General features: G+C 66.0%; 25 protein-coding genes. 11 read left to right on the plus strand and 14 right to left on the minus strand.

All coding sequences use genetic code 11. The features are described from left to right. Nucleotides 1–92: 92 nt before the first annotated feature. Nucleotides 93–1,040 (plus strand): HNH endonuclease, encoded by a 948-nt coding sequence (locus OH802_RS00320; protein ID WP_406024039.1) that lies wholly within the window; start codon nucleotides 93–95, stop codon nucleotides 1,038–1,040. Nucleotides 1,041–1,143: 103 nt separating this feature from the next. After that, a complete protein-coding gene (gene dcm / locus OH802_RS00325; protein WP_406024041.1) occupies nucleotides 1,144–3,126 on the plus strand; it encodes a DNA (cytosine-5-)-methyltransferase in 1,983 nt (660 codons plus the stop codon). Here dcm and OH802_RS00330 read toward each other — a convergent pair. Next, nucleotides 3,082–4,359 carry an ATP-binding protein gene (locus OH802_RS00330; RefSeq protein ID WP_406024043.1) on the minus strand — a complete coding sequence of 426 codons (1,278 nt, stop codon included), beginning with the start codon at nucleotides 4,357–4,359 and terminating at the stop codon, nucleotides 3,082–3,084. The two genes, dcm and OH802_RS00330, sit on opposite strands and share 45 nt — an antisense overlap. 194 nt (nucleotides 4,360–4,553) lie before the next feature. On the opposite strand from OH802_RS00330, the gene OH802_RS00335 reads away from it, so the two are divergent. Then, nucleotides 4,554–4,898, plus strand: coding sequence for a very short patch repair endonuclease (locus tag OH802_RS00335; protein ID WP_406029435.1), 345 nt, complete (start codon nucleotides 4,554–4,556; stop codon nucleotides 4,896–4,898). A gap of 10 nt (nucleotides 4,899–4,908) precedes the next feature. Here the strand turns inward: OH802_RS00335 and OH802_RS00340 are convergent, their stop codons facing one another. Genes OH802_RS00340 through OH802_RS00360 form a run of 5 tightly spaced genes read right to left on the minus strand, consistent with a single transcriptional unit; the run spans nucleotide 4,909 to nucleotide 11,942 of the window. Continuing rightward, on the minus strand, nucleotides 4,909–5,622 hold the full coding sequence (locus tag OH802_RS00340; protein WP_406024045.1) for a hypothetical protein: 714 nt from the start codon (nucleotides 5,620–5,622) through the stop codon (nucleotides 4,909–4,911). Continuing rightward, nucleotides 5,622–6,503 carry a hypothetical protein gene (locus OH802_RS00345; protein WP_406024047.1) on the minus strand — a complete coding sequence of 294 codons (882 nt, stop codon included), beginning with the start codon at nucleotides 6,501–6,503 and terminating at the stop codon, nucleotides 5,622–5,624. Before OH802_RS00345 ends, OH802_RS00340 begins: the two co-directional genes overlap by 1 nt. Then, nucleotides 6,500–8,302, minus strand: a complete 1,803-nt coding sequence (locus OH802_RS00350; RefSeq protein ID WP_406024049.1) for a hypothetical protein — start codon at nucleotides 8,300–8,302, stop codon at nucleotides 6,500–6,502. The genes OH802_RS00345 and OH802_RS00350 overlap by 4 nt, the downstream gene beginning before the upstream one ends. Next, on the minus strand, nucleotides 8,302–9,291 hold the full coding sequence (locus OH802_RS00355) for a PD-(D/E)XK motif protein (protein ID WP_406024051.1): 990 nt from the start codon (nucleotides 9,289–9,291) through the stop codon (nucleotides 8,302–8,304). Before OH802_RS00355 ends, OH802_RS00350 begins: the two co-directional genes overlap by 1 nt. Beyond that, a complete protein-coding gene (locus OH802_RS00360; protein ID WP_406024053.1) occupies nucleotides 9,291–11,942 on the minus strand; it encodes a Z1 domain-containing protein in 2,652 nt (883 codons plus the stop codon). Before OH802_RS00360 ends, OH802_RS00355 begins: the two co-directional genes overlap by 1 nt. A 380-nt stretch (nucleotides 11,943–12,322) precedes the next feature. On the opposite strand from OH802_RS00360, the gene OH802_RS00365 reads away from it, so the two are divergent. After that, on the plus strand, nucleotides 12,323–12,544 hold the full coding sequence (locus OH802_RS00365) for a hypothetical protein (protein WP_406024055.1): 222 nt from the start codon (nucleotides 12,323–12,325) through the stop codon (nucleotides 12,542–12,544). Nucleotides 12,545–12,680: 136 nt separating this feature from the next. On the opposite strand, the gene OH802_RS00370 is transcribed toward OH802_RS00365, so the two are convergent. Continuing rightward, nucleotides 12,681–13,601: an AraC family transcriptional regulator gene (locus OH802_RS00370; protein ID WP_406024057.1), complete on the minus strand. Its 921-nt coding sequence runs from the start codon at nucleotides 13,599–13,601 to the stop codon at nucleotides 12,681–12,683. A gap of 53 nt (nucleotides 13,602–13,654) precedes the next feature. On the opposite strand from OH802_RS00370, the gene OH802_RS00375 reads away from it, so the two are divergent. The 6 genes from OH802_RS00375 (at nucleotide 13,655) to OH802_RS00400 (ending at nucleotide 19,846) form a co-directional block, all read left to right on the plus strand. Further along, complete coding sequence (locus tag OH802_RS00375) at nucleotides 13,655–14,350, plus strand: class I SAM-dependent methyltransferase (RefSeq protein WP_406024059.1); 696 nt, start codon at nucleotides 13,655–13,657, stop codon at nucleotides 14,348–14,350. Between the two features lie 47 nt (nucleotides 14,351–14,397). Beyond that, on the plus strand, nucleotides 14,398–16,152 hold the full coding sequence (locus tag OH802_RS00380; RefSeq protein WP_406024061.1) for a DUF429 domain-containing protein: 1,755 nt from the start codon (nucleotides 14,398–14,400) through the stop codon (nucleotides 16,150–16,152). 33 nt (nucleotides 16,153–16,185) lie between these two features. Next, a complete protein-coding gene (locus tag OH802_RS00385; RefSeq protein ID WP_406024064.1) occupies nucleotides 16,186–17,724 on the plus strand; it encodes a molybdopterin-dependent oxidoreductase in 1,539 nt (512 codons plus the stop codon). Between the two features lie 82 nt (nucleotides 17,725–17,806). Then, entirely contained in the window at nucleotides 17,807–18,457 is a 651-nt protein-coding gene (locus OH802_RS00390; RefSeq protein ID WP_406024066.1) for a fasciclin domain-containing protein, read from the plus strand. A 37-nt stretch (nucleotides 18,458–18,494) separates the two neighbouring features. Then, the gene (gene sigK, locus OH802_RS00395) at nucleotides 18,495–19,094 is read left to right on the plus strand and encodes an ECF RNA polymerase sigma factor SigK (RefSeq protein WP_406024068.1); all 600 of its coding nucleotides are present in this window, start codon (nucleotides 18,495–18,497) and stop codon (nucleotides 19,092–19,094) included. Next, entirely contained in the window at nucleotides 19,091–19,846 is a 756-nt protein-coding gene (locus OH802_RS00400; RefSeq protein ID WP_406024070.1) for an anti-sigma factor domain-containing protein, read from the plus strand. The genes sigK and OH802_RS00400 overlap by 4 nt, the downstream gene beginning before the upstream one ends. A 27-nt stretch (nucleotides 19,847–19,873) precedes the next feature. Here OH802_RS00400 and OH802_RS00405 read toward each other — a convergent pair whose 3' ends face one another. Beyond that, nucleotides 19,874–20,650, minus strand: a complete 777-nt coding sequence (locus OH802_RS00405) for an NPP1 family protein (RefSeq protein ID WP_406024072.1) — start codon at nucleotides 20,648–20,650, stop codon at nucleotides 19,874–19,876. A 125-nt stretch (nucleotides 20,651–20,775) separates the two neighbouring features. Here OH802_RS00405 and OH802_RS00410 point away from each other — a divergent pair, with 125 nt between their 5' ends. Beyond that, a complete protein-coding gene (locus tag OH802_RS00410; RefSeq protein WP_406024074.1) occupies nucleotides 20,776–21,219 on the plus strand; it encodes a TY-Chap domain-containing protein in 444 nt (147 codons plus the stop codon). On the opposite strand, the gene OH802_RS00415 is transcribed toward OH802_RS00410, so the two are convergent. From OH802_RS00415 to OH802_RS00440, 6 genes are read right to left on the minus strand one after another with little or no spacing between them, the layout of a single operon-like run. Beyond that, on the minus strand, nucleotides 21,213–21,659 hold the full coding sequence (locus OH802_RS00415; RefSeq protein WP_406024076.1) for a hypothetical protein: 447 nt from the start codon (nucleotides 21,657–21,659) through the stop codon (nucleotides 21,213–21,215). The two genes, OH802_RS00410 and OH802_RS00415, sit on opposite strands and share 7 nt — an antisense overlap. Next, nucleotides 21,656–22,078, minus strand: coding sequence for a hypothetical protein (locus OH802_RS00420; protein WP_406024078.1), 423 nt, complete (start codon nucleotides 22,076–22,078; stop codon nucleotides 21,656–21,658). Before OH802_RS00420 ends, OH802_RS00415 begins: the two co-directional genes overlap by 4 nt. Before the next feature lie 2 nt (nucleotides 22,079–22,080). Continuing rightward, nucleotides 22,081–22,440 carry a hypothetical protein gene (locus tag OH802_RS00425; protein ID WP_406024080.1) on the minus strand — a complete coding sequence of 120 codons (360 nt, stop codon included), beginning with the start codon at nucleotides 22,438–22,440 and terminating at the stop codon, nucleotides 22,081–22,083. Between the two features lie 7 nt (nucleotides 22,441–22,447). Next, entirely contained in the window at nucleotides 22,448–23,650 is a 1,203-nt protein-coding gene (locus OH802_RS00430; RefSeq protein WP_406024082.1) for a hypothetical protein, read from the minus strand. Next, nucleotides 23,650–23,952 (minus strand): hypothetical protein, encoded by a 303-nt coding sequence (locus OH802_RS00435; protein ID WP_406024084.1) that lies wholly within the window; start codon nucleotides 23,950–23,952, stop codon nucleotides 23,650–23,652. The genes OH802_RS00430 and OH802_RS00435 overlap by 1 nt, the downstream gene beginning before the upstream one ends. A 53-nt stretch (nucleotides 23,953–24,005) precedes the next feature. Next, nucleotides 24,006–26,018: an MDR family MFS transporter gene (locus OH802_RS00440; protein ID WP_406024086.1), complete on the minus strand. Its 2,013-nt coding sequence runs from the start codon at nucleotides 26,016–26,018 to the stop codon at nucleotides 24,006–24,008. Nucleotides 26,019–26,055: the final 37 nt, after the last annotated feature.

Consider the following 26,055-nt stretch of genomic DNA (forward strand, 5'->3'; position numbering starts at 1 on the left):
AACCTGACGGGTTGATCGGTCTCCCGGCACCAAACGGCGTCTTGTGCCAAGCTTGACTCCCCACCTCTAGCTTGCATCGATGGACGGAGAACATGGTCGACGTGCCGAATGTCTCGGCCTGGCTCCTCATGGCAGTGGGCGACGACCGACAGCACGGCGGCAACTCGGGTTACGACGACCAAGCAGACGTCTATTACACGTGGGATAGCACCGTTCCGAACCACGCCAGAATCAAGATCGGCGACCCGGTCGCACTCTGGGACAAGCATCGCCTGCTCGGCCTATCGGTGATTGAAGCCATCGATACCGAGGTCAAGGAGAAGTTGCGTTACAAGTGCCCGAGCTGCGGAAGGTCCGGTATCAAGGCACGAAAGACGAAGAGCCCACGGTACAAGTGTTCCCAGTGCGGTCACGAGTTCGACCTTCCCACGTCGGAAACGATCACGGTCACCGAGTATCGATCCCGCCACGACGCAGCGTGGACCTCGCTCGATAACCTCTTACCGCGCGATCAACTCCGGAAACTCTGCGCATCCCCGGATAGTCAGCTCAGCATGCGAGAGCTTCGCTGGGATGCATTTCAGGACGCGCTCAGTGCCCGCGGGGCAGAGCGCGCCGTCGACCGAGTCGCGCATCGGACCCCTGACCTGTTCTTCCCGCAGGGTCATCTGTTGGAAATCGTCCGGGTTCGTAGGGGGCAACGGAGGTTTCGCGAGCATCTCCTCGACTCGATGGGCGAAGTCTGCGCCTTCACCGGGGACGCACCAGCCAAGGTGCTTGAGGCGGGACATCTGTACAGCTACGCCAAACTTGGTGTTCACCACGAACACGGCGGCCTCATGCTCCGGCGAGACGTCCATCGCCTCTTCGATGACGGCTCACTCGCGGTCAACCCGAGCAGTCTCAGTATCGATGTCTCGGACCAGTTGGAGGCATATCCCCAGTACGCCGCCCTCCACGACCAGCAGCTGCGCGTCCAGCCCCACGACCAGCAGGTCGAGTGGCTCGCACGGCATTGGGCTGAGCATCGGGCCAGTTGAGAGCCCGTGCGGTGCGTCCGAGTGACGCAACACGCTCGACTACGGCGACGCCGGTTCCAGTCGTCCGAGCCACGTCTCCGTAGACTGCCCCTGAGGTGAACATATGAACGAAACGACTCACAGCCAGCCCGCAGTCTTCGACCGGGGCATGCCCCTTCGACTCGCGCCCCACGAGCACCACGTCGACGACGCCGACCGGCTTGCCGACCACTGTCGAACACTTCGCTCAGAACACCCCGGGACACTGCTCGCTGCAGACCTTTTCTCAGGGGCTGGCGGTATGAGTTTGGGGCTCGAGGACGCTGGCATGCGGGTCGTTTTCGGCGCTGACTTCGACGCAGATGCGTTGGAGACCCATGCCCATCACTTCGGTGGCATGGCAGTCGACTGGGATCTCGGCGACCCGATCAACGTCGACCGCGTCGGAGAGATCCTTCGGTCTGTCGAGATCGACGTTATTGCCGGTGGCCCGCCGTGCCAGCCCTTCTCCAAGGCCGGTCGCTCCAAGATGCGCCACTTGGTCCGGGAAGGTATGCGAGAGCCGCACGACCAGCGACGCGACCTGTGGCGTTCCTACTTGGAGATCATCCACACCGCGCAGCCGCGTGCGGTGATCATGGAGAACGTGCCTGATATGGCACTCGATCGCGAGATGTTCATCCTCCGAAGCATCGTGCAGGAGTTGGAGGACTCCGGATACGCCGTGCAGGAGCGCGTGGTCGAGACATCCTCATATGGTGTGCCCCAGTTTCGGCAGCGACTGATCCTTGTTGCGCTGAAGAACGGCTCGGACTTCACGTGGCCAGAGCCGACTGAGGAACGTGTAACGCTGAGCAATGCCATCTCCGACTTGCCGAGCGTTGATCCCAAAGCTGGCTGGCAGGTTGAGACGACCAGAACCGAATACAAGCCGTACAGCGGTCCGACCACGAGCTTCCAGCGTGAGATGCGAAGCGGGGTCTCCAACCTTCACCGCTTCCGCGTGTACGACCACGTCACCCGCAAGGTTCGTGACGACGATCTCGAAGCCTTCGAGCATCTGGACACGAAGACCAAGTACTCCGAGCTTCCTGAGAACCTCAAGCGCTACCGCGACGACATCTTCGACGATAAGTACAAGCGCTTGGACGGCGACGACCTGTCCAGGACCATCACAGCGCATATCGCGAAGGACGGCTACTGGTACATCCACCCAAGGGAGAATCGGACGCTCACCATCCGAGAGGCCGCGCGGATCCAGACATTTCCGGACGACTTCAGGTTCGCGGGATCACCGACGTCAGCGTTCCGACAGATCGGCAACGCCGTCCCACCATTCCTCGGACGTGCTGTCGGTCGGACCGTCATTCAGGCATTGAACGATGACTCGGGAGCGAAGGCCGTCCCGAGCGCTTGGACACGTTCCGCTCTCTCCACTTGGATCGAATCCAATCTCGACGAGTTCGACCCCTGGATCACCTCAGGATCGCGGTGGAAGGTCTTGGTCGGGGAGACCCTGTTCGGCGGCGAGAGTGATGTAGTGAAGCGGGCCCTCTGGCCGATTGTCGCTGACTTGGACCGGCCCAAACAGGTCTTGGATGCCAACGAGACGATCCGTGAGATCTGCGAGTGGATCGACCGCGCCGATGCCGCTGACACCCTTCTGGCCATGGCTAACACATTGGTGGAACATGGCGTCGACTCCACAATTCCTGATGCAGAGCTCCAGGTCCTCGTCGCGGACAAACTCGTCTCCAACGGAACAGCAGAACTATCGATGGTGGTGCAGTCCGACGAGGAAGAACCTGTCATCGCCACGGCCGGCGCACTGAGGGTTGCTGGGCGCTTCTTCCAAGGCAACGAGGGATGGCTGCGCAACCGCAACAGCGACGGGCGTATCGCGATCGCACGTCTGATCGGTAACTCCGAAGCCAGCCGGGCTGCCCAACTCGCTCTGATCGAACTCGGTCAACGGGTTTGCACACCGAAGGCGCCCGACTGTGCCGGTTGTCCGCTCGCGATGTCATGCCGCCGCAACTTCGACGACTCCGCCCGAGGTCGGCTACAGGCCCAGCGCATCCGCCAAGTCGGGGTTTCGTCGCCGTAGCGTGCCAACGGCGGTCTTGAAAGAGGGCAAGTCGTTCTCTTCAAGCAACGCCGCCTTGAGCGCCACACCGACCTCGTGCAACGCGACTTGGGAAGCGGCTGACTTAGAGGCTTCCTTACGGTCGCCTGCATTCGCCGAGCGTCGGTAGGCGTCATTGGCAAGGACCGAGAGTTCATGCACAGGTCGCTCAAGCATCTGCTTGAGCGAAGGCGGAAGCTCGACCTTCATCTTCGCGACGTTGATCTGGAAGACCTCATCGAGATTCGTGTCGAAATCGATAGACGCGCGAGCGAGCTTCGTGTGCTCATCGATTCCCCGAATCCCCGACCAACCGCCGTGCTGCACCAAACGGTCTGCCCGGTAGATATAGAGGCCTTGTTGCCGGTTCCACTTCAGCGGGCCCGACATACGATCGAACTCCTCAGAGGAGGAGAACCGGTCGCGGGCAGGCAAAATATAACCCCGAAACTTCACGAATGAGGATCCGCCATCAGCCTCGATCTCGAAACGCTGCTGCGGCAGTGCTTTCGTGTCGGGCTCTGCCGGCGCGAACGGGTTCCACGGCTGGAGCTTCTCACCATTGACCGCTATCACAACTTCGCTGCGGTGCGCGACAGATCCCTCGATGAAGCGGTGGAACACCATAGCCAGATGCTCACTGGTCTTTGATGCAAGGCTGGTGAGCCTGCGGCGCCCCCAACCGTTCTCTGCGTAACGATCCGGCAGCACTCGGTCGAGATCTTCCCAGACGACGACAGTCCCAGGTGCCTCTTGGAGCATGTCTACAGCGCGCTCGATCGCCGGCGACCTCTCATCCGCCAGCACCGCCCACGAGTCGTCGCGGGCGACACGATTCAGGTCCAGGGTGACTACGTGAACGTCGCACTTCGCCCTGTGGCTGCGGGAGACGACCGTCAGCCGTCGGCACTGGGAGAATGATCCGGTCTTGAGGCCGAGCCCAAACCGACCCAGCTCGTTGAGCTCGTAGCCTCGCCTAGTTCCGAAGCGCAAGGACTCGACCGCTTCGGTCTGGTTCATCCCGGAGCCATCGTCAGAGATGAGCACATACGACCCATTTGGCTCGAAGACCGTCTCCACGTTGATGTGGGTGGCACCGGCGGCGACAGAGTTGTCGACGATGTCCGCGATCGCAGTGTGGAAGTTGTAGCCAATGTCGCGCAACGACTGAGTCAGCCGCGCTGCCGACGGTGCCACATCGTACGATCGACTCATTACCACCGGGCATCTCCTCCTACACTGCGATGATGACACGTACGAGACCTCAAAATCGGTCACCCGAACACGTGTCTGAGGAACGTTACCGGGATGGACCGACAGGCACGGCATCCTCTGCGAGCGTGCCGCCGGTCTCGCCTGCCGCGGCGGCGACGATGCGGGCGAACCGCTCGCGAGACACAGGCCCCGAGATGGCGTTGCGGCGGGCTCTCCACTCCGCCGGGCTGCGATTCCGAGTCGATGTTCCGCTTCCGTTCGACCGGCGTCGGCGGGCTGACATCGTGTTCACGCGGGTGGGACTGTACGTCTTCGTGGACGGATGCTTCTGGCACGGTTGCAGCGAACACTTCGTCGTACCGAAGACACGACGCGAGTTCTGGACGGCCAAGATCGCCAACAATAGAGAGCGGGATCTCGACACAACCGGTCGGCTTGAGGCTACGGGCAACGCCGTCATCCGGGTTTGGGAACACGAAGATTCCTCGACAGCAGCAACCCGGATCATCCAGCTCTACTCCCAACGCCGAACCTCGTGACGCATACTGCTCACGCACTCTTGATCAGCGCATCGAGCTCTGCGTCGTCGAGCACGTCCAGCATCCGTGGCCCGGTCAAGAAGGTGACGCGCTTGTAAAGCCTTCGGGCCCACTCAGACCTCGCCTCGTCACCCGAATAGGACATCACCGCAACCGCCAAGCGGCGGGCGAGAGCACGGTTCCGGACAAGCGCGGTGCGCTCGAACAATCCGACAAGTTCGTCCTCGCCAAGTGGCCTGCTGGATCCTTGCATGAGATCGCCAAGGAGATCCTGTCGCTGCCAGGGTCGCCTCAGCGCATTCCTTCCAGTGCCGACGAGGCGGTCCTCGTGCATGTTCGGGAATCGCAGTAGCACCACATCCGGCAGCACGACCAGGGACAAGAAGCTCCACGTCCCTTCGTGCGCGGCATCGGCAGGGAGGATCTGCAGACTGTCATGGAGCGCTGCACCGAGAGCGTTGTCGAACAGACTGACTGCCGAACGGCCGAGTTTTCCACTCTGGTACCAGGGCGAGACCGCACCCAACACTTCGTCGCGGACGATACGGATCCGCTCCGCAGTGGCGATGGTGGCTCCAGTTGCCACTGGCTCCGCCCTCGGATGCTCCGCGGCTGCAGCATCTGCAAGCCCCGAGAGTCCTCGTTCACGGCTGACAGATGCGAGCTCGTCGATAACGCCCCTGGCTGCTGACAACGGCAGGCGTGGGTAGGCGAATCGCCCCATCAGAAGACTCCTGCCCAAGGTTCGAGAACAGACTGGAGGATGCGTTCGAGCCTTGCGGGGTCTTCGCGATGGATCTGCACCGCGACCTCCAGACTTCGCTGAAGGAAGAGCAGACACATTCCGTCAAGGACGTCCCCCACCGAACCCTCGATGTACTCCTGACGTACTTCCTCCTCAGACCGGGCAACCTCTGCGATGAGAGTCCGCAGAATGTCTGCTTGGAGGAAGCCCTTGACCGAGGACGCCGTTGCGGGATCTAACGCACGCCTCCCGATGGGGTGTTCAGTGTTGACGAAGAGCCGAACACCGCCCATGAACGAGTCGTTCAGATCGTAGAACGTCCGAGTCACGGTCCACGGCGACTGCTCCATGCCCAGTGTCGAGAAAGGGACAGCCTCAGTCGGGAACCGAGAAGCATCCCCCTCGAGCACGACCGAGATGCGCTGGCTCGTGGCCAACCGAGCGCCCTTGACACGTGGCACGTCGAAACCGGTCGGCTCCCATGTGGAGGCGAGAACGAGGTGGGCTGATAGGTCCAGTTTGTGGGCGGCTTCGCCCGCGGGGATCGTCAGGGAAAGATCGACCGGTCCGATATGATTGTTGCTCATGCGCTGTCTGACGACGAACCGTCGGAGGACCTCGCGGCATTCAGCGATCACGACGATCTCGACTTGGTCGAGCGAGACGAGACCGGTCGACGTGAGCACTTCGTTCGGATCTAGGTCCAAGGTCAGACCGATGACCTCTTCCTTGGCGTAGTCCCAGCCATCCATCAGGTAGGGCAACGGTTCCTTGGCATTGCCGTTCATGTGCCACCAGCCGCGCCATATCAGTGCCGCGTCCGGGACGACTCGATGTGGGTAAAGGCGTAGCTTCGTCATACCGGCTCGTTCACCACGCTCGCATCCACGTCGATCGCGAGGTCTTCGCGAGATTCATAGACGAAGCGCGACTTCGCTCCCGGGAGGAAAGTTCGGTCGCTTCCGGCGGTTGAGTCGCTCCACCCAACCACTCGAATGACGTCGTCGCCTTCCTCGCTCCCCCCGTCGATTCCCACTCTGAGGGTGACTCGGACCGTCGCACCTGCGGCCGGTAGGTCGTCGGCGGTCAGGGTCAGCGTCGTCCGGCTCCAGCCAGGCGACGCATGCTCCCGCTGGACCGATTCCACGACTGCTCTAGGCCGTGCCGCACGCTTTCCAGCTCCGCTCTTGGCTTCGGGGGTCCTGGTCGAAGGACCAGGTCCGTCGATGCCGGCAAGCATCCCGGCGAGCATGTCTCCAACGGCCGCCGCGGACGTCGCCGCGTCCGGGGACGCTGCGGATGGAGGTGCTAGGAACTGGTCGACAGCCTCCTTCATCCGAGTGAACGAAATGTTCACGTCTCGCTTCATTCTCGGATCCTTGATGTGTTGGGTGAGCCAGTCGTCATGAGCAGGAGGCTCTGCCTTCGCGAAAGACGCGTCCACCTCATTCACGGGTTTGAACACGCCTGCCCATTGGAAGCCCGCCGTGGTCAACGCCTGTTGGAGCGACGTCGTCACCACCAGTTCTGCCTCGTGGCGCATCATTGTCACCCCACGTCCCGGATCAACCCCCGCTGAATCGGCAGCACGCTGGTCCAGCGGATAGCGTGTCAGGGCCAGATGACCCAACAGCTTGATCGGACGCTGGCTACGGATCTCATGGACGTCCACCTTCCATGCAGCGCTCGGCGTGGGCGCTCCGGCTTGCGCCGCCCGCACCGCTTGCAGACAGTCCGCATAACCTGAAAGGACTGGGTGCGTCTCAACCGCGGGTACCGGCACTTCTGCGCCGTCGATCTGGATTCGGATGTCCATCCGCGGGCGATCCCGCTGATCTCTTAGCAGCTTCGGCCAGAGGTTGTACAAGGTGGCCCTGACAAGCTTATCTACGTCCTCCTCGCGGTCGGCGCCGCCGAGAACCGGGCTGAGGATGAGTTGGCTAGTGCCCGCGACACCATCGTTGAAGCCGTGACTGAACACATGGCTTCCGACGGTGAACGCCTCCTGCCCAATGATGGGCTCGATGCGATCGCCATCGATCGCACGGCCCCACCAGTGGCGGCCGGTGTATCGCTTACCGCCTCGGTCGAAGGCCTCACCGATCGCAGAGCCGATGAGGCGATCCTGAGTCTCGGGTCCGTCTCGATATCGGGACCAGATGAGCACGGCTCCGACCTCACTCACGGAGTAGGAGATCGTCTTGCCGAAGCCATAGTTCCCGCCAGCGTGCGGGTCGCTCTTCGTGGACCCGACATTGAAGACGAGATCGATGAAGTTTGTGCTCACACCGGGAGCGACCGCCAAGTCGTTTCGGATAGGTCCCCCCAGTCCAACGGTTCCCCGGTCTGAAATCTCCAACGCCCAGACTTCAGGGCGGTCCAAGAGCTCGCGCAGGCCGGTTCCGGTGGCGGCCCCAGTGAACACCTGATCGCGAAGCACTGAGACGACCGCCGGGCTCAACTTCCGAAGGTTCATCGTGAACGCGATCTCCGCAGCATCGCCACGTGCGTCCCAACTGTTCTGCGCCATCTCCCGAACGAGAACATCCGCCGGAGAGACAGCGGGCGTACCTAGCAGCTTCTTCGCACCCTCGCCGTTGATCGCGCCGGCGTCGAACTGCTTAGGGAACCAACTGAGTGGTGCCGTGTCCACGCCCATCAGGACTCCTGCAACCAGGACGCCAACAAATTGCCGAACTCCATGGCACCCATCCGAGGCGGGGCACTGTCAAGTACAAGGTCGTATCTGAGTCGACTCACGCCGCGTCGGCGTTCTTCGCTCAGATCCGAGGACCGGATGCCGGGGAAGTTCTGACCAACGCGCCAAGCACGGACGGTCCGGACGGCGTACCGCGTGTTCACCGTCGGATCCGACTCGTACACATAGCCCGCGTTCTTGACCTTGCCCAACAGCTCGCTGCGCGACATCCCGGAGAGAAGGAGGTCATCGATCCTCTCGTCAAGCGAGGGAGCGGTCTCGTCCTCCCGCGCATGAACGACGACCAGATGCAGTTGGTCGACCAAGGACGGATCCAACTGGTCGATGTTCGAGATCGAAACGTATGTCCCGTCGACGGACGCAGTCGTCTTGACCTCGATCTCGGAACCGCCCCGAACGAAGTCGTGCACCGACTTGGTGGGTCCACGCCACGACGCAAGTGCGGCGTGGGGGTCGTGCGGCACCAATAGCCGCAGGAACTCCAACTCTCCGACGAGCCCGACGATCGTGTCGCGGTCCACGTCACGGCTCGCTGCCCGAAGCAGTGAGCGCCAGTCCTCAAGAGCTTGTCGAAGCGTCTGAACAGGCTTTTCTGGTAACGGCTCCAGCCGAACGACCACGTCCGAGACCAAGCGCTCAAACACCAAACCGAGTCTCGGAATCGTGCAGTAGAGATCCGCGTACGAAATATTGTTGCCGCCGATGGTGACGGTGCGTTCCCCCAGCACGACACCTTGGCTGCTTCGGTCCGAAGAGATGTTCTCGGATCGAGCCGGCACGAGCAGGTGCTTCTGCCCAAGGCTGTCGATCCCGACGAGGACTCCCCGATCACCGAAACTGATGCCAAGCGGCCGCGTGAGGATCTTGGTCTCGGCCTCAGGTCGGGGCCCATTGCCCAGCAGCACGAAGGTTTCGGAGACGTCGATCATCAGTTGTCCCCCGCACCGGCAGTTGCACCGTCGACTTGAGCGCCGGGCTCGGTGTCTCGTGGCAGGTCCTCATCCTCAGCCACCTCGACTTCCCAGTCGGGGTGCACCGAGTAGTAGGTGCCTTCCGAAGCGACTCCGTCACGGTCGACGTCTGGGAAGATGATCCCAAGGCCGATCATGTGCTCTTCAGCATCCATCCGTCGGCGACTCTTCGCTTTGGTTTCGCCTCTGGCCATCGGCTCGGAATCCTTGCTCACGGGGTAAACGATGATCAAGCCCCGACCGTCGGCATGTTCCCTGCGGACGCTCTGCGGCACCTTCCTCGCCTCCGCCGATAGTTGACTTACGACGGCGTGGTCCAGATCCCTGAACCAGTCCTGGTGCGAGAGAAGAGCCTTGATGTTCGCCACGCCGGGCGTCGACTTCACCAGTGGGGCACGGTTGACCGCCGGAACTGGCTCGTCCAGGCCAAGGTCGACCGATCCGAGGTCGATGACCTCACCTGTTGACCGCCGCTGAGTCCGCGACTGGCCGATGACGACGACGTTCCACAGAGCTTCGGGCGCAGCCTTCTCGATCCATCCAGTCATGAGGTCGGCGCCGAGTGAGACCTGATCCGGATGGAAGGCGTAGGCCCCGAGATACTCGGTCACTACTTCGCGAGGCACGTCAGCGAAGTGCCAACGCTTCGAATTACGCGAACGGACGGGATCTGCGACTTCCTTGCACCGTTGGATGAAAGTCCGGGTCGCCTTGATGTTCCGGTGCGCCGTCGCTTGTCCCGGGTCGAACATGAACGTCTGTAGCCGTTGTCCGCTGAAGGACACGCGTACGACGTCAGCATGCTGCATCTTGTTGCGTGCCACTATCGAGAGCCGCCCCGGGTGGGAACGGACCCGCACACCCATCTCCTTCGGGGTAACGCCCATCCGTTCCATGTGACGCATGTCGAGCCGGATCTCTTCCTCGACGAGCGCCAAGAATCGAAACTCCTCAGCAAGCGACTCTTGCATCCAGATGCGCGGCAGGTCCTCATATCCCGGGCGGTACCCGAACCAACGTCCCATCTGGAGGAGCGTGTCGTAGGTGTTCGAGGTACGCGTGAAGTAGGAGACGACCAAGCCCTCCAACGTGAGTCCCCGCGACAGGGTGCCGCCACCGATCGCGATGACGGTCTCAGGGAGGGGCTGTCCCTGCTCGTCAGTCTTCTCGTAGTCCAGCCGGTCCTCAGAACTTCCGTTGTCAACGACGACCCGAACACTTCCGAGCACCTCACCCAGTGAGTCTGCGACGAGGTCCCACCCAGGCAGTGGCCTGGTCGCTACCTCCCTTACCCGGTTCGCTTCGCTCGCGTAACTCGTCTCGAACCGGACCGTCCGTGACCTCGACCACTCATCGCGAAGTTGACTCACAAGCGTCGCAATGCGGTCACGCATCGCAAAATGCGGGTCCGTGTAATGCGTCGTGTGAACAAGCATGGAGCTGTGTGCTGCCACCTGACCGCGGGCACGGCGAATCGCCGTCGCCACGAGAAACCAAACGACGGCGTCAATCAGCGACTTCGGTACATCAGGATCGAAGTCGGAGCGGGCATCCTTGGATGACGGAGGGCTCAGAGCATCTGCATCCAATTGCGGGATGTCACGAACCATGTCCAGACCGCTGTCCGGCGCGTCGTCGTCATCGACCGGCTCGCGGCCGAAGACCCTCTCAGCACCGAAGTACGCCTCTGGCCGGGGCAAGTCGAGGATGAAGTCCGACGGGTAGAGTTCGGTCTCGTCGTTGGGGTCCATGAAGATGTTCGCGAACGGTGTCGCTGTATAGCCGAGATACGTCCCCGTGGGAATCTCGCCCCAGATTTCCCGCAGCAGCTTGTTAATCGCCGTGCGCTGCTGCCGACCGGTTGCTGAGTTCGGAGTGGCCTGATCGGCCTCGTCGTCAAGTAGAAGAACCGGAACCCGTGCGCGGATGTCAGGTGGGATGTCATGCAACCAGTTGCGAAGCTTCTTGAGGCGGGTCGGGTTCTTCTTGACCACCGCAACCGCATGCACCCCGCGCTTGAGCATCGCGGCGCCGTTGATCACGTTGCCGAAGTCCGCATCGTTGGTGGTGAGGCCAGCCCAACTGTCGTCGACGAGGTCTTTGGACAGCCTGACCTGGGTCTGCCGACGCAGGTTATTGTGCAGCCCAGCGAGCACGATGAATAGTTTGAATCCCGCGTCCGCCGCCTTGGCCATGACAGCTGTGTAGTTCGCCGTCTTCCCTGACTGCACGTATCCAACGACCATGCCGCGCTTCTTGAGGCGCATCACGTTCGGGTTGCTCAGTTGCGCGACTACCTTCGTCGAAGCTTGATCAATCTCATCGATGACATCGCTCATCGATCCTGAACTGAGATGTTCACGCAGTCGTGGCCAAAACTCGTCCCCGTCCTCTGGGCCCGAATACCAAGCGGCAAGCCGCGCCTCATCCTCAGTTCGCCGATCCACCACGCCAGTCGGCGTGTCGAGCAACTGATTCTGATCGATGTCGGCCCGAATGCTGTCGATCGCTGACTGGAAGGTGGCGACAGGTACACCTAGACCCTCCGCCGCCGATCGGGCCGCTACGTCGAGTGTCTCTCCGCGACGGCGCATACGGTCGATCAGCATCTGCCGGACGAAATCCGGATTCATAAAGCGGGTCTCCTGATAGGGAAGAGCGGCAGCGTGTCCGAACAGTAGACATTAGTTGCCGCCACCGAGAGTTTCTGACGATTCAGGGGAATTTCGCCACCAGATCCCCACCCACGGCCTCCCCTGCACACATCTGCCTAAGGAGCGTTGGGACCCGATGCCGATCGACCGAGCCACGCCTGAGAAGGCCAATGCAGCCCACTTGAGCGCGGCTAGTTCGCCGACGACCTCTCGGGCCGATGTCCAACTTGAACCGCCACTGATCAACCTGGCCCGTCAGGGAGCGCTCTACGCTCATCGCGACCGAGATCACCGGCCTCTCGCGCAAGCTGTCTTTCAACCGCAGTTCTCACTCCATGCTGTCCGAGCAAGAGCTCGTCGTCGAACGCCCCGACGGCACCTTCGACGAGTCCGAAGGCGTCCCCTTCGAGGTCGATGACCTCCTCAACGAACTCCGCAAGGTCATGTACACACCCGGCGCCGGCACCTGGATTTCAGCCCATTGGACCATCACTGACCTAGGCGACGGCCACGCCGACGCGCGCACGACGTTCAACTACGACGAAGAACCCCGATGAGCATGCCCGTCCGCGTTCAACTGCGCCATCGACGCACGCGACTTTCCGCGTGAGGCCGAAAACATCCCCGAGTGACTGAGTGAGCACCTCGATGAGGCATCTGTCTAAGCAAGTCGCGTAAGGCGCCTTCTGCGCCTCACGCCTCCCGGCGCCAGCGGTCGGGGGTGGTGCCGTATCGGGACTTGAAGCGACGTACTAGGTAGCCGGGGTCGGTGAGGCCGGTACGGGTAGAGATGACCGACAAGGGCAGATCCGTTTCGCGGAGGAGGCGGCGGGCTTCGGTGAGGCGGCGCTCGGTGAGCCAGTCGAGGAGGGTGCGGCCGGTGCGTTGGCGGATGACGGTGGTGAGGTGGCCGGGGGTGTAGCCCAGGGTGCGGGCTAGGTCGCCGGCGGAGACCTTGGTGGCGTACGTCCTCTCGATCTCGTCGAAGACCCGGCTGACCAGCGGGTCCGGGGCGATGGGAGCACTCGGAGCAAGGCGGGCGGAGGCGACCAGGAGGTTCGTGAGGATCGCGGTGACGGCGTCGTGGGAGCCGAGGCGTTCGGGGTGGCGTAGTTCGTCGTCGAGCTCGGTCAGCCAGGCCCGCCAGCGGGGGCGCTCGGCCTCGGGGACCATGCCGCGGCGGCCGTCGGCGGCGAAGAGGGCGAGCAGCGGGTGGTGGGCCCAGGTGAGCGGGGAGATGGAGGCGAGGGAGGGGATGGCGTCGGGGGTGAACGCCACCGACCAGGCCCGCGCGTGGGTGAGCTCAGCGACCGACTCGGCGGCCACGACCTCGCCGGGAGCCACCGCGTGGACCTCGCCGTCACGCAGCGCCACCTGCTCGCCGTCGAGTCCGACGGCGCCTCCGCCGCGCTCGACATAGGCCAGCACCCAGAAGTCGTGGGCGTGCCGGTTGTCGGGTGGCAGGTGCTCGGTGTCGCAGTCGGGATCGAGGGGTACGACTCTGACGGCAGGTCTGCCCGGGCGCTGGTCCCAGGCGTAGACCGGGGTGCCGTCGGCGCGCACGGTACGCACGGCTCGAGCGAGCACCGAGGTCGGATCCGAAGAACGTCCCATGTCGACCGACTTCCCTCCCACTGTAGATCCACAAGATGTCCCATCGTGGATGTATGACCACCATACAGATCATCGACGGCCGCGCAGAGGGCGAACGGGACCGCCCGTTCCTTCCCGGCATGGGCCGCACCTGGCTCCTTCCCCTCTACGACCTCTTCACCCGGTTCGCCCGCGTGCGCGCGCTCCACGAACGGACGGTCGAGCTCGCCGGCATCTCTCCTGGGCAAACGGTGCTCGACGTCGGCTGCGGCACCGGCAACCTCTCCTTCTCGGTGCTTCGCGCCGTCCCGGGAGCCGTCGTCACCGGACACGACCCCGACGACGCCGCGCTGCGGATCGCCGCTCGGAAGGCGGGCCGGCGAGGCGTACGTCTCTCGCTGGTGCAGGGGTACGCCGACCGGTTGCTGCCCGAGGACGGCAGCGTCGACCACGTCGTCTCCTCGCTCGCGCTGCACCACGTCGACGACGCCGGGCGCGAGGGGTTCGGACGCGAGGCCCACCGGATCCTCCGGCCCGGCGGGCGGGTCACCATCGTCGACTTCGGCGCCCCCGACCACGGTCACGGCGGGCACGGAAAGGGACACGGCCACGAGGGCCACCGGCATCGCGGGATGGACGCCCATACCGAGCGCAACCTCGACAACGGGATCGTCACCCTGCTGACCGACGCCGGGTTCACAGACGCCCGGGAGATCGACCACATCGCCCACCGGTTCGGTCCGATCACGATCGTCCAGGCGACTCGCTGACGGCCCGGGGGTTAGACCCGCGCCTCTTGGGCGGGCAGTCTGGCCCCATGTACTTCCTCGGAGTCGACCTCGCCTGGGGCGTGCGCCGGCCTACCGGCCTGGCCGTCCTGGACGAGGAGGGCCGCCTCGTCCACGTCTCTGCCGTCAAGACCGACGACGAGATCGTCGCCGCCCTCGAGCCCTACGTCGACGACTGTCTCGTCGCGATCGATGCTCCCCTGATCGTCACCAACTCGACCGGGAACCGTCCGGCCGAGGCGGCGCTCAACAAGGACTTCGCTCGCTTCGACGCCGGCGCGCACCCCTCCAACACCAGCAAGCCGGAGTTCAGCGAGCAGCCTCGAGGCGCCCGGATCGCGGCGCGGCTCGGGCTCGACATGAACCCCCGGTCCGGCCGGCGGCGCCGGGCGATCGAGGTCTACCCCCACCCCGCGACGGTGGCCCTCTTCCGCCTGGGACGGACGCTGAAGTACAAGAACAAGTCAGGGCGTGACATCGATCAGCTCCGCGCCGAGCTGATCATGCTGTTCGGCCTGCTCGAGGGTCTCGCGAGCGCCGACCCGCCGCTGCTGCTCGACGACCCGTCCTGGCACGCCCTGCGAACGGCCGCCGAGAACGCCGTACGCAAGAGCGAGCTGCGCGTGGTCGAGGACCAGGTCGACGCGGTGCTGAGCGCCTATATCGGCCTGTTCGCGACCCGCGCACCGGACCGCACCACCACCTACGGAGACTTCGCCACCGGCTACATCGTCACTCCGACGCTGCCCGACGACCTCCGCCCGACACCCCGCGGGCGAGCCGGGGCCAGGATCCACGACACCGCGACCGCGGTCCGTGAGTACGCCGCGATGCAGCCGACGCTGCAAGAAGCAGCCGACCAGTACGTACAGCTGGTGACCTCGATCCTCGACGACGCAGGCATCAACTACCTCACCGTGACCTCTCGCGCGAAGTCGGTCGCCTCGTTCGCGGCCAAGGCGGCTCGTACCGTCGACGGACGGCAGGTCTTCACCGACCCGCTCCGCCAGATCACCGACCAGATCGGGCTGCGGGTGATCACCTACGTCCACAGTGACGTCCAGGCCGTTGCCGACCTCCTCGACGACCAGGTGGTGGTCCACGACGACCGCGACATGGGCGAGGAGACCGCGAGCGAGGGCCGGTTCGGGTACGCCAGCCGCCACCTGCTGGTCAGTCTCGACCCCGCGCGCGAGGGCCAGGCGGCGTACGAGCTGTTGCGAGGGCGACAGGCGCAGATCCAGATCCGAACCGTGCTGCAGCACGCCTGGGCCGAGTTCGAGCACGACATCCGCTACAAGGGCACCATCCCCAGCGAGCACGTACCCGACTTCGACCGACGGTTCACGCTCGCTGCCGGCCTGCTCGAGCTCGCCGACCGTGAGTTCTCCACGATCAGGGACCGGCTCCGGGAGGGCGGGACCGCCGCCAGCACGGAGGCTCCCGACGACGACCCGCGGATCAGCCCCCGTGAGCTGGCGGCGTTCCTGGCCGGGCAGTACGCCGACGCCGGCTGGTCGCGAACCGACCACTACGGGTGGATCTCCGGCGTCATCCTCGAGCTCGGCATCACCTCGCTGAGCGAGCTCGGCGACGCGTTGCGCTCGGTCGACGAGGAGACCCTCATGGCGCGGATGGACTACCGCTATCCGCCGGGCGCGGTGCGGCGGCTCGACGACGCACTGCTCTGGGTCTACGGCGACGCCTATGTCGAGCTGCGTGCCAATGCGCACCGGGCGCCCGGTCTGAGAGCCAGGCTCGCCAAGATGCGCGACTCCGACTGAAATCCGATCCGGGGGCGGGCGCGAATTCCCGCTATGAGACACCTGGATCGCCACACCCTCGCCCATGCCGCCGCCGGTGTGCTCGCCGGAGTGGCCGGAATGTCGGCCGCGCACCTCACCGCTGCGCTGCTCACCCCGGCCTCGTCCCCCGCGCTCGCGGTCAGCACCGCGGTCATCGACGCGACGCCCACCCCCGTCAAGGAGTGGGCGGTACGCGAGCTCGGCAGCGCGGACAAACCGATCCTGATCGGCAGCGTGCTGCTGGTCACGATCGCGTTCGCCGCCGTGATCGGGGTGGTCGCCCGAAGACGTCTCTGGCTCGGCGGCGGGCTGATGGCGGGCCTGGTCCTGCTCGCGGGCGCCGCCGTGATCCGCCAGCCGCTCTTCGAGGTCTCGAGCCTCGTGCCCACATTGGTGGCGCTCGTCCTCGGACCGGGCGTGCTGGTGCTGCTGACCCGCGCTCTGACCGCCGAGCGCACCCCTGCTCATAGGCAGGACGCGCCGGACGAAGGCGCGGCCACCCGCCGCAGCGTCCTGATCGGGTTCGGGGCCCTGGCCCTGCTCTCCGCCGCTGCCGCGACCGGCGGGCAGATGATCGTGCGCGGACGTACGGCGCTCGCCGACATCATGCTGCCGCGCGTCCGCAAGCCGTTGCCGGCGCTCCCGGCAGGGCTGGAGGAGACGCACCAGGGGATCTCCCGGTTCATCACCCGCAACCGCGACTTCTACCGGGTCGACACCAAGCTGGCCGTCCCGATCGTCGACCAGAACAGCTGGTCGTTGACCATCGACGGTGACGTCGACCGCAAGCTCACCTTCAGCTACGACGACCTGCGCGCGCGGGAGAACGTCGAGTACGACATCACCCTGACCTGCGTCTCCAACGAGGTCGGCGGCAAGCTCGTCGGCGCGGCGCGCTGGACCGGCGTACCTCTGAAGGAGCTGCTCGAGGAGGCGGGTGTCGGCAGCCGCGCCGACCAGATCCTCTCGACCGATGTCGAGGGCTTCACGATCAGCACCCCGCTCGAGGCCGTGATGGACGGCCGCAACGCGATGGTCGCCCTCGGCATGAACGGCGAGGTCCTCCCCCGCACCCACGGCTTCCCGGCCAGGCTGGTGGTGCCCGGGCTCTACGGGTACGTCGGTGCCACCAAGTGGGTCACCAAGCTGACCCTGACGCGCTACGACGAGGCGACCGCCTATTGGACCGACCGCGACTGGGCCATCGATGCCCCGATCAAGCTGTCCAGCCGGATCGACACGCCCCGGCCGCTGAGCAACATCGAGGGCGGCCGCACCGTGATCGGCGGTGTCGCCTGGGCCCAGCACCATGGCGTCGCCAAGGTCGAGGTACGCATCGACGGCGGCCGCTGGCAGCCCGCCGAGCTCGGCCCGGACGCCGGGATCGACTACTGGCGCCAGTGGTTCATGCCCTGGGACGCCGAGGCCGGGAGCCACCAGCTGGCCGTTCGGGTCACCGATCGCGACGGCAACGTGCAGCGCGAGGAGCGGGCCACTCCGTTCCCCGACGGGTCCAGCGGCATCCAGGAAATCGTCGTCACCGTCACCTGATCACAAATTGGCGAAATCCGATCTGGCCACCGTGCCGAAGCCCTCATGACAGCAAGAGACCAACCCTCGAAAGGCTCTTCCAATGAAGCTCAACACGATCACCCGCACCGGCAGCGTCGCCGCGTCCATGGCGCTCCTGCTGGGTCTCGGTCTCTCGGCATGTGGTTCCGAGGACTCCGCGTCCGGCAGCGAAGGCGGGTCCAGCACCTCCGAGTCGACCGAGGCGGCGGCACCCGAGGAGTCCGAGAACATGGAGGCCGGTGCGCAGACCTTCGGCGAAGGCTGCAAGCTGATCCCCGCCGACGGCGCCGGTTCGTTCAACGGCATGTCGACAGCGCCGGTCGCCTCCGCGGCGAGCGCCAACCCGCTGCTCAAGACGCTGGTCTCGGCCGTCGGCCAGGCCGAGCTCGTCGACACCCTCAACAGCGCCGACGCGCTGACCGTCTTCGCCCCGACCGACGACGCCTTCGCGAAGATCCCGAAGGCCGACCTGGACGCGGTGCTGGCCGACAAGGACACGCTGACCAAGGTCCTCACCCACCACGTGGTGGCCGGTCAGCTCGGCCCGGACGAGGTCGCTGGTGAGCACGAGACCCTGGCCGGCGACATGATCACCGTCGAGGGCGAGGGCGAGGAGTTCACCGTGGGCAAGGAGAACGCCAAGGTGCTGTGCGGCAACATCCCGACCGCCAACGCCACGGTGTACGTCGTCGACACCGTCCTGATGCCCTGATCGGGACATCGGACCGGATCTCCGCGAGGATCGACACATGAGACCGCTCAGCTCAGTTCCCTCCGGCGACTCGTCGCCGGAGGGAACCGGGTCCCCGGGGCTCGCCGAGCTCCTCCGTCGCGTCGCCCGAGGCGACGAGGCCGCCTTCGCTGCCCTCTACGACGCGACCTCCGCCCGCGTGCACGGACTGGTGCTGCGGGTGGTCCGAGACCCGGCTCAGGCGGAGGAGGTCACCCAGGAGACGTACCTCCAGGTGTGGCGCACCGCCAGCCGGTACGACGAGAACCTGGGCAGCGCCCATTCGTGGCTGCTGACACTGGCCCATCGTCGTGCCGTCGACCGGGTCCGATCCGCGGAGTCCGCCGGCCGCAACGACACGGCCTACCACGGCACCACCCAGACCCCGCCCCATGACACGACGGCCGAGGCCGTGGAGACCTCCTTGGAGGCTCACCGCGTCCACACTGCCCTCGAAACCCTGACGGCAGTTCAACGCGAGGCGCTACAACTGGCGTACTTCGGCGGTTACACCCACACTGAGGTCGCCGCCATGCTCGATCTGCCGATAGGCACTGCAAAGACCCGTATCCGGGACGGACTGATCCGGTTGCGCGACGCGATGGGAGTGAGCCGATGAACGCGCAAGACATTCACGCCCTCTCCGGCGCATACGCGGTGGACGCCCTCGACGACATCGAGCGCATCCGCTTCGAGGAGCATCTCGCCGTCTGCGCGGACTGCCGCGACGAGGTGGCCAGCCTGCGTGACAGCGCCTGGATGCTCGGCGGCCTGACCGACACCGCACCTCCGCCTGAGCTGCGCGACCGTCTGCTCGCCGGCATCAAGGAGATCCGGCCGCTTCCGCCCGAGACTGCGCCGAGGCACAGGGCCGTCGAGACTCCTGAGCCCTCGGACGCGTCGCCCGATCGTCGCCGGTTCGGTTGGCGTACGTTCGCCGCCGCGGCCGCGGTGCTGGCCGTCGTCGGCACCGGAACGGTCACCGCCGTCGAGCTGCTCCGCGACGACTCCAGCCAGACCATGACGACCGCGGAGCGGGTGCTGAACGCGAAGGACGCCACGACCGTGGCCGTCGATCTGCCCGGCGACGCCCGGGCCCGGGTGGTCCGCTCGGTCTCGGAGAACAGGGCCGTGCTGGTCACCTCCGACATGCCGGCCGCGCCGACCGGCAAGGTCTACGAGCTCTGGCTCCAGCACGACGACGTCATGGTCCCCGCCGGCTTGATGCCCGCCGGCAGCGACCAGACCGTCGTCCTGGAGGGTGACGCCGGGGACGCGAGTGCGGCCGGGATCACCGTCGAGCCCGAGGGAGGCTCCGATGAACCGACCTCGGCCCCGATCGCGTTGTTCGACTTCGCGCAGGCCACCTGACCTGCGAGAAGTGGGGAGCCGGCCGGCTCAGGCGTAGGGGTCGAGGGAGACCCCGGCCGGCTTCCCGCCCGCCAGGGCGTTGCCGAAGCGCGCGTCGGTGAGCTTGAACGTGGCGGCGCCGAAGTCGGCGGCGACGAGGCGGTCACGGATGCCGGCCGGGTAGTTGTCCCAGCCGACCAGTCCCTTGACCTGCCAGACGCCCTCGTGGTTCTCGGGCGGCTCGTCTCCGCCGCCGGTCTTGGGGAAGCGGAAGCAGTGGGTGCTGCCGCCGTCCTTGTGATAGACGGCCTTGGGGTGCGTACCGCCCTCGAACTGCAGCTCCGCCTCGGGCTTGATCTGGTAGCCGGAGTGCTGGGAGACGGACATGTATCTCGCGTGACCGTCCTGCACCCACACGATGATGTGCTCCCAGTCGTGGCGGTGGCCGGCCGAGCCCGGGCCCCAGGAGACCTGGTCCTTCTCGAAGTAGTAGCCGTAGAGGTACGCACACCAGCCGTTGTTGCACTTCGAGCGGGAGTAGACGTTGGTGTTCTGCAGGTCGGAGAGGTCGCGGCACTGGCCGTTGACCGTGCCGCCCATCGCGAGGCCGCCGTTGAGCGTGCCGTCCGGGCCGATCGCCGGGGTGCTGTAACAGCCGTCGGTGTCGAAGTCGAGGGCCGGCTGCCAGGTGCGGTCGCCCTCCGGGGCCGAGGCCGGCAGCGCCGGGGGCGGGGCGGCCCAGGCGGCCGCCGGGATGACGGATAGGAGGGCGGCGAGCGGGAGCGCGAGGGCGAGCTTGCGCGTGAGTCGTTTCCCGAGAGTCATGGTGGGGGTCCCTTGTTCGTGGGGGAAGGGGGTGCACAGATGCAACCAGTGCCGCGATCGCGTGACAACCCCTTGTGTGTGAACGCGCCGGTAACGCCGCTCTCCCGCCCTGGTTGGATGGACCGGTGGACGCAACGCAGTGGCAGGAACGGATCACCGCCGAGCTCGCCGGTCTCGTGCAGCAGGAGTTCGTGATCATCGCTGAGCCCTCGCCGCCGGCGCCGGAACCGACAGGCCTTCTGGCTCGGCTCAGGTCGAAGTCGTCACGGACCGTGCCGTCTCGCTGGGGGCAGGTGCTGTGCGTGGACTCGGTTCTCTACGCCGAGTTCGCCGGTACGCAGCACATCGGCGGCAATTGGGAGGCCACCGCCGAGCAGCACGAGGCGCTTCGCGCGGCCGGCTGGCTCACCCCCGACGAGACCGACCCGATCGCCCCGGCGCCGGCCGTGCCGCACTACTGGCGCACCGTCCCCCGGGCCGAGGCAGCGCTCGTCGCCGGGCTCGTCGTCGACGCCTTCCGCATCCTCGGCGCCGACTTCGCGACGCTCACTCTCCGCCGGGATCAGTAGGCGCCGAGCTGCTGGCAGAGCATGCGGTAGAAGGCGGTGTTGGTCATCGGGGTGAGCCTGTCCTCCAGCGCGAAGTGGACGCCGTCGGGGCCGTTGATGCCGGCGAGCTGCCAGGGGCCGACCGTGACCGACCAGGCGGTGCGGGCACCGAGCTCCTTCAGCACCACGTCGCGAGCTTCCTGGTCCTCGCCCAACAGCTCGGCCATCCGGACGGTCGGGAACGGACGCACCGACCCGGCTGCGCCCTTGACCGGGCGGATCTTCAGCGTGCGCACCAGGCTCGGGACGAGGTGACCTCGTGGCAGGTCGAGGGGCTGCGTACGCGTGCCGTCGACGCCGAGCTCGAGGTGGATGCCCGTGGGGTCGACCGCGGCACGGTGCTCGAGGCGTCCGCCCGGGCCGGCAAGGACCCAGACGACCTCCGTCGCGGCGGCGCTCATACCGGGCTCCAGGTCGCGGCAGCGGCGTCGATCTGGGCAGCCCAGGTCGCATAGTCGCTGGTCAGGACGGTAGCGGTCAGGGTGTGACCGACTCCGTCGATCGCCACGAACCACTGCTCCATGGTCAGCGCGGAGCCGCCCGGCCCGTCGTACATCGCCAGCCGTCGCCCCGCCTCCTGCCCGGCGATCGTGAGGCGCTCGAGGTCGATCGGCGTGTAGCCCGGCATCATCTCGGTGAACGCCATCTCGGATCCGACCTGCCAGTCACGGAACCCCAGCTCGCCGTTGGTCTGGGCGGTCACCGTGAGGTTGGAGCGGAACGTCCCGCTCGCCGGCGCGAGCGCCAGGAAACGTACGCCCTCGGGTGGCTCGACGCTCTCCCAGCCTTCCGGGAGCGTCATCATCGTCTGATCAGACATGGTCACTTCTTTCCTGCGGTGCGCTTCTTCTTCGGGCGCGACTCGCGATACCACTTCGGCTTGATGAACGACGGGGTGGGCACGATGACCAGCAGCGGATAGACGAGGCAGGTGAGCAGGAAGAGCCCACCGATGACCGTCCATGCCGCGGTCTGCTCCGGCACCAGCCCGAACGCCGTCGAGCCGGTGATGGCCAGCGCGGAGATGCAGGGCAGATGGATGAGTACGACGTCCTCGCCCACACCGCCCCGGTTCCATGCGGTCGCCCACGAACGGGCACGAGCGGAGAGCCCGAGATGTTGCCAGATGCTGACCCCGGCGCCGATGACACCGACGGCGAGGATGAGTGCGGCCCAGATCATTGCGGTCCTAGTCCCAGAAGGTGATGGCGTCGCCGACATCGGAGGCTACCTCGCCGGCGCCCTCGGCGAAGTCGCTGACCCCGTCGACCACGGCCTCACCGAGCTCGCCGGCCTCGTCGACCACGAAGTCAGCGGCCTTGCCGGCCAGCCCGGAGCCGATCGCACCACCGATCACGCCACCGACGACACCGCCGATGACCGTGCCCGGGCCGGGGAAGATGCTGCCGATCGCGGCACCGGCCTGAGCGCCGGCCCAGGCCCCACCCGCGGCACCCGCGGTCGTGATCGCGGAGGTGCTCACCGTCCGGCTCACTCGCTCCGTCGTCGACAGTGACGGGTCATCGGCGTCCTTCTGCCACTGCTCCCACGCCGAGGTGCCGGCCGTGACCACCCAGCCGGCCCGGGTCGCCCACTTGCCCGCGGTGAGCCACTTGCCGCGTACGGCTGCCTGGTTGGCCTTCGCGTGCCAGTTCTTGTCGCTGAGCACCTTCGCGGCGCGCTCCAGCTTCGTCAGGCTCGACGGACTGGCGAACCGGCCGTTCACCCGCGGCTGGAACGTGCCGTAACGGCTCTTCACCATCCAGTCGACACCGGCGCCGGCGCCCAGACCGGCCAGCCCGAGAGCGTACGCACCGATCTGCATGCCGTCGGAGAAGTCCTTCGGCAGCAGGCCCAGGTCCTCGAGGCGATCCTCGATCCAGCCGTCGCCGGTCGACTTCGAGATCGCCTTGCCGAGGTCCTCGTGGGCGTTGTCCTCGTCCTTGCGAGCCGTCTCGACCCGGCTGACCAGGTCGTTCCACTTCTCGACCTTGGTGTTGTGGGCGTTGACGTCGCCCTCGGAGGCGTCCTCGCCCGGATCGGTCGGCGGCGAGATCATCGTGCCGCTGACCGTGAGCCCCGCACCGCTGGCCTCAGTGCGGATCGTCGACATCTTGGTCTCGACCGCCTTGAGGTCGCCCGAGAAGGTCGATAGGCCCTTGCCCATGGCCTCGATGCGCGACTCGAGCTGACGCAGGTCGCTCTTCCGCTTCTCCGCCTTCGATTCGAAGGCGGCGCCCGCCTGGCCCTTCCAGGAACCGGCGGTCTTGATCGCCTTGCCGAGGTCGTCGAGCGCGTCACCGACCGCGTCCTTGGCGGTCGTGCACGCGTCCGCCGCGGTCTGCGCCGCCGACGCGTCGCCGTAGACCTTCGTGTCCATCGCCTCAGCCATCAGTTACCCCTCACCCTCTGCTCGTGGCGCCGGCCCGCGTCGCCGGCCCCGTGATCGGCCGTGGTCGCGTGGTCGAGAGCGTTCTGTACGCCGTCGCTGAGTGACCCGAGGCCTTCCGCCATCCCGCCGACGGCCGCCGCCAGCGACGCCAACGCGGTCGCGACCTCAGAGGACGACTCGCCCACGTCAGGTGTCTTCTGCAGCGGCTTGGCCTGTTTGAAGAGGTCACCGCCGGCGGTGTCGAGGGTGCTCTTGATGGACCTGAGATCGTCGGGATTGACGTGCATGTCGTCGTCACTCATGCCTTCGTCCTACCCGCTTTCGCCGATTTCAAACACGACGAAAGTAAAAAGCCCTATGCGGCGGCCTCGGCGGGGCTCCGCACGTCCTGCTCGCCCTCGACGATCCTGCGGGAGAGCGCGGCGAGCGCCTCGTCGAGCTTGGCGTCGTCGGCGCCCCAGTCGGAGAGCTCGGTGGCCAACCACTGCTTGAACGCCGCGACCAGCTTGGCGAGCTCCTCCTTACCCGCCTCCGTCAGGGCGTACGCCGTCTCGTCGCCGTAGAGGTAGCCCTCCGCCGCGGCGGTGGCGAAGGCCGGCGCCAGCACCGCGCCCGGCATCCCGAGGCGGTGACCGATGGCGACCAGCGAGGTCTCGCCGCCGACCCACTCGCGGATCCCGATCTGGCGTACGCACCACGCGGTCGCGGCGTCGAGATCGACCGCCGACTCCCGGATCATCGTGAAGGTCTCCGGCGGCTGGCGGCGGACCAGCTGGGCGACGGCGGTGTCGAGGCGCATCGCGCTGTCGGAGGAGTTGGGCATCGCGAAGCCGTCGCCCGTGTCGGTCGCGGCAGCCCTCGAGGTGCCGCGGAGGGGCACTTCCTTGAGGAGGAGAGCGACCACGAATGCCAGCCCGGCGACAGGGACCGCGGCGAGGAAGACGATCTGCAGCGTCTCCGCGTAGGCCCCGATGATCGGTGCGCTCTGAGCGTCGGGCAACGCGTGCAGAAGGGCTGGTGTCGCTACCTCGTCCGCGGAGACTCCGGCCGAGGCGAGAGCGGCGGGGAGCCGATCGGAGAGCCCGTTGGCGTAGACGGTGCCCATGATCGAGGCGCCGAACGAGCTGCCCATCGTCCGGAAGAAGGTGACGCCCGAGGTCGCGACGCCGAGGTCCTCGTAGGCCGCGGTGTTCTGCACGATGATCGTCAGGATCTGCATGCTCAGGCCGACACCCATGCCCATGATCAGCAGGAACAGCGACATCATCAGGGTGCTGGTGTCGGCGTCCATGGTCGAGAGCAGATAGAGGCCCAGCGCCATGATCAGCGAGCCGGCGACCGGGAAGAGCTTGTAGCGGCCCGTCCGGCCCACGATCGAACCCGCCACTGTCGATGTCACCAGCAGACCGATGACCATCGGCAGGGTTCGGATCCCGGACGACGTCGCGGAGACGCCATGGACGTACTGCATGTAGGTCGGCAGGTAGGTCATCGCGCCGAGCATCGCGAAGCCGACGATGAACGAGAGCACGACGCTGACCGTGAACACCCGGTCCCGGAACAGCCGCAACGGCAGGATCGGAGAGACCGCCCGCGACTCGACCCAGACGAAGATCGCGAACGCGACCGCCGAGCCGATGAACAGACCGATGATGGTCGCCGATCCCCAGGCGTACTCGGTCCCGCCCCAGCTGACGGCCAGCGTCAGCATCGAGGCGCCGAGTCCGACGAAGAGGATGCCGAGGTAGTCGATCGAGGGTCGTTTGCCGCGGGCGATCTGCGGCAGCGTGAGGCTGGCGATCGCGATCACGGCGATGCCGAGCGGCAGGTTGATGTAGAACGCCCAGCGCCAGGAGAGATGGTCGGTGAAGAGACCGCCGAGGAGCGGTCCGAGGACGGTGGTGGCGCCGAAGACCGCACCGAGGGCGCCCTGGTACTTCCCTCGGTCGCGCAGCGGGATGATGTCGCCGATCAGCGCCGTCGCGGTCACCATCAGGCCACCGGCACCGATGCCCTGCACGGCTCGGGCGCCGATCAGCCAGGCCATGTCGGTCGCGAACCCGCACGCGGCCGAGGCGAGGATGAAGAGCCCGGCGGAGACCTGCAGCATCAGCTTGCGGCCGAAGAGGTCGCCGAACTTGCCGGCGAGCACGGTCGCCACCGTCTCGGCCAGGAGGTAGGACGACACCACCCACGACAGGTGGCCGGCACCTCCGACATCGGCCACGATCGTCGGCAGCGCAGTCGACACGATCGTCTGGTCGAGCGCCGCGAGCAGCATGCCGAGGAGCACGGTGCCGAAGATGAGATTGATCCGGCGCCGGCTCAGCTGAGGCTCGGCGTCCGACGTCGCCTGCGGTGCTGCCATTGCGACCCCCACGGTCTCGACTGGAATCAAACTAAGC

It is taken from the genome of Nocardioides sp. NBC_00850 (assembly GCF_045207335.1).
Lineage (GTDB): Bacteria > Actinomycetota > Actinomycetes > Propionibacteriales > Nocardioidaceae > Nocardioides.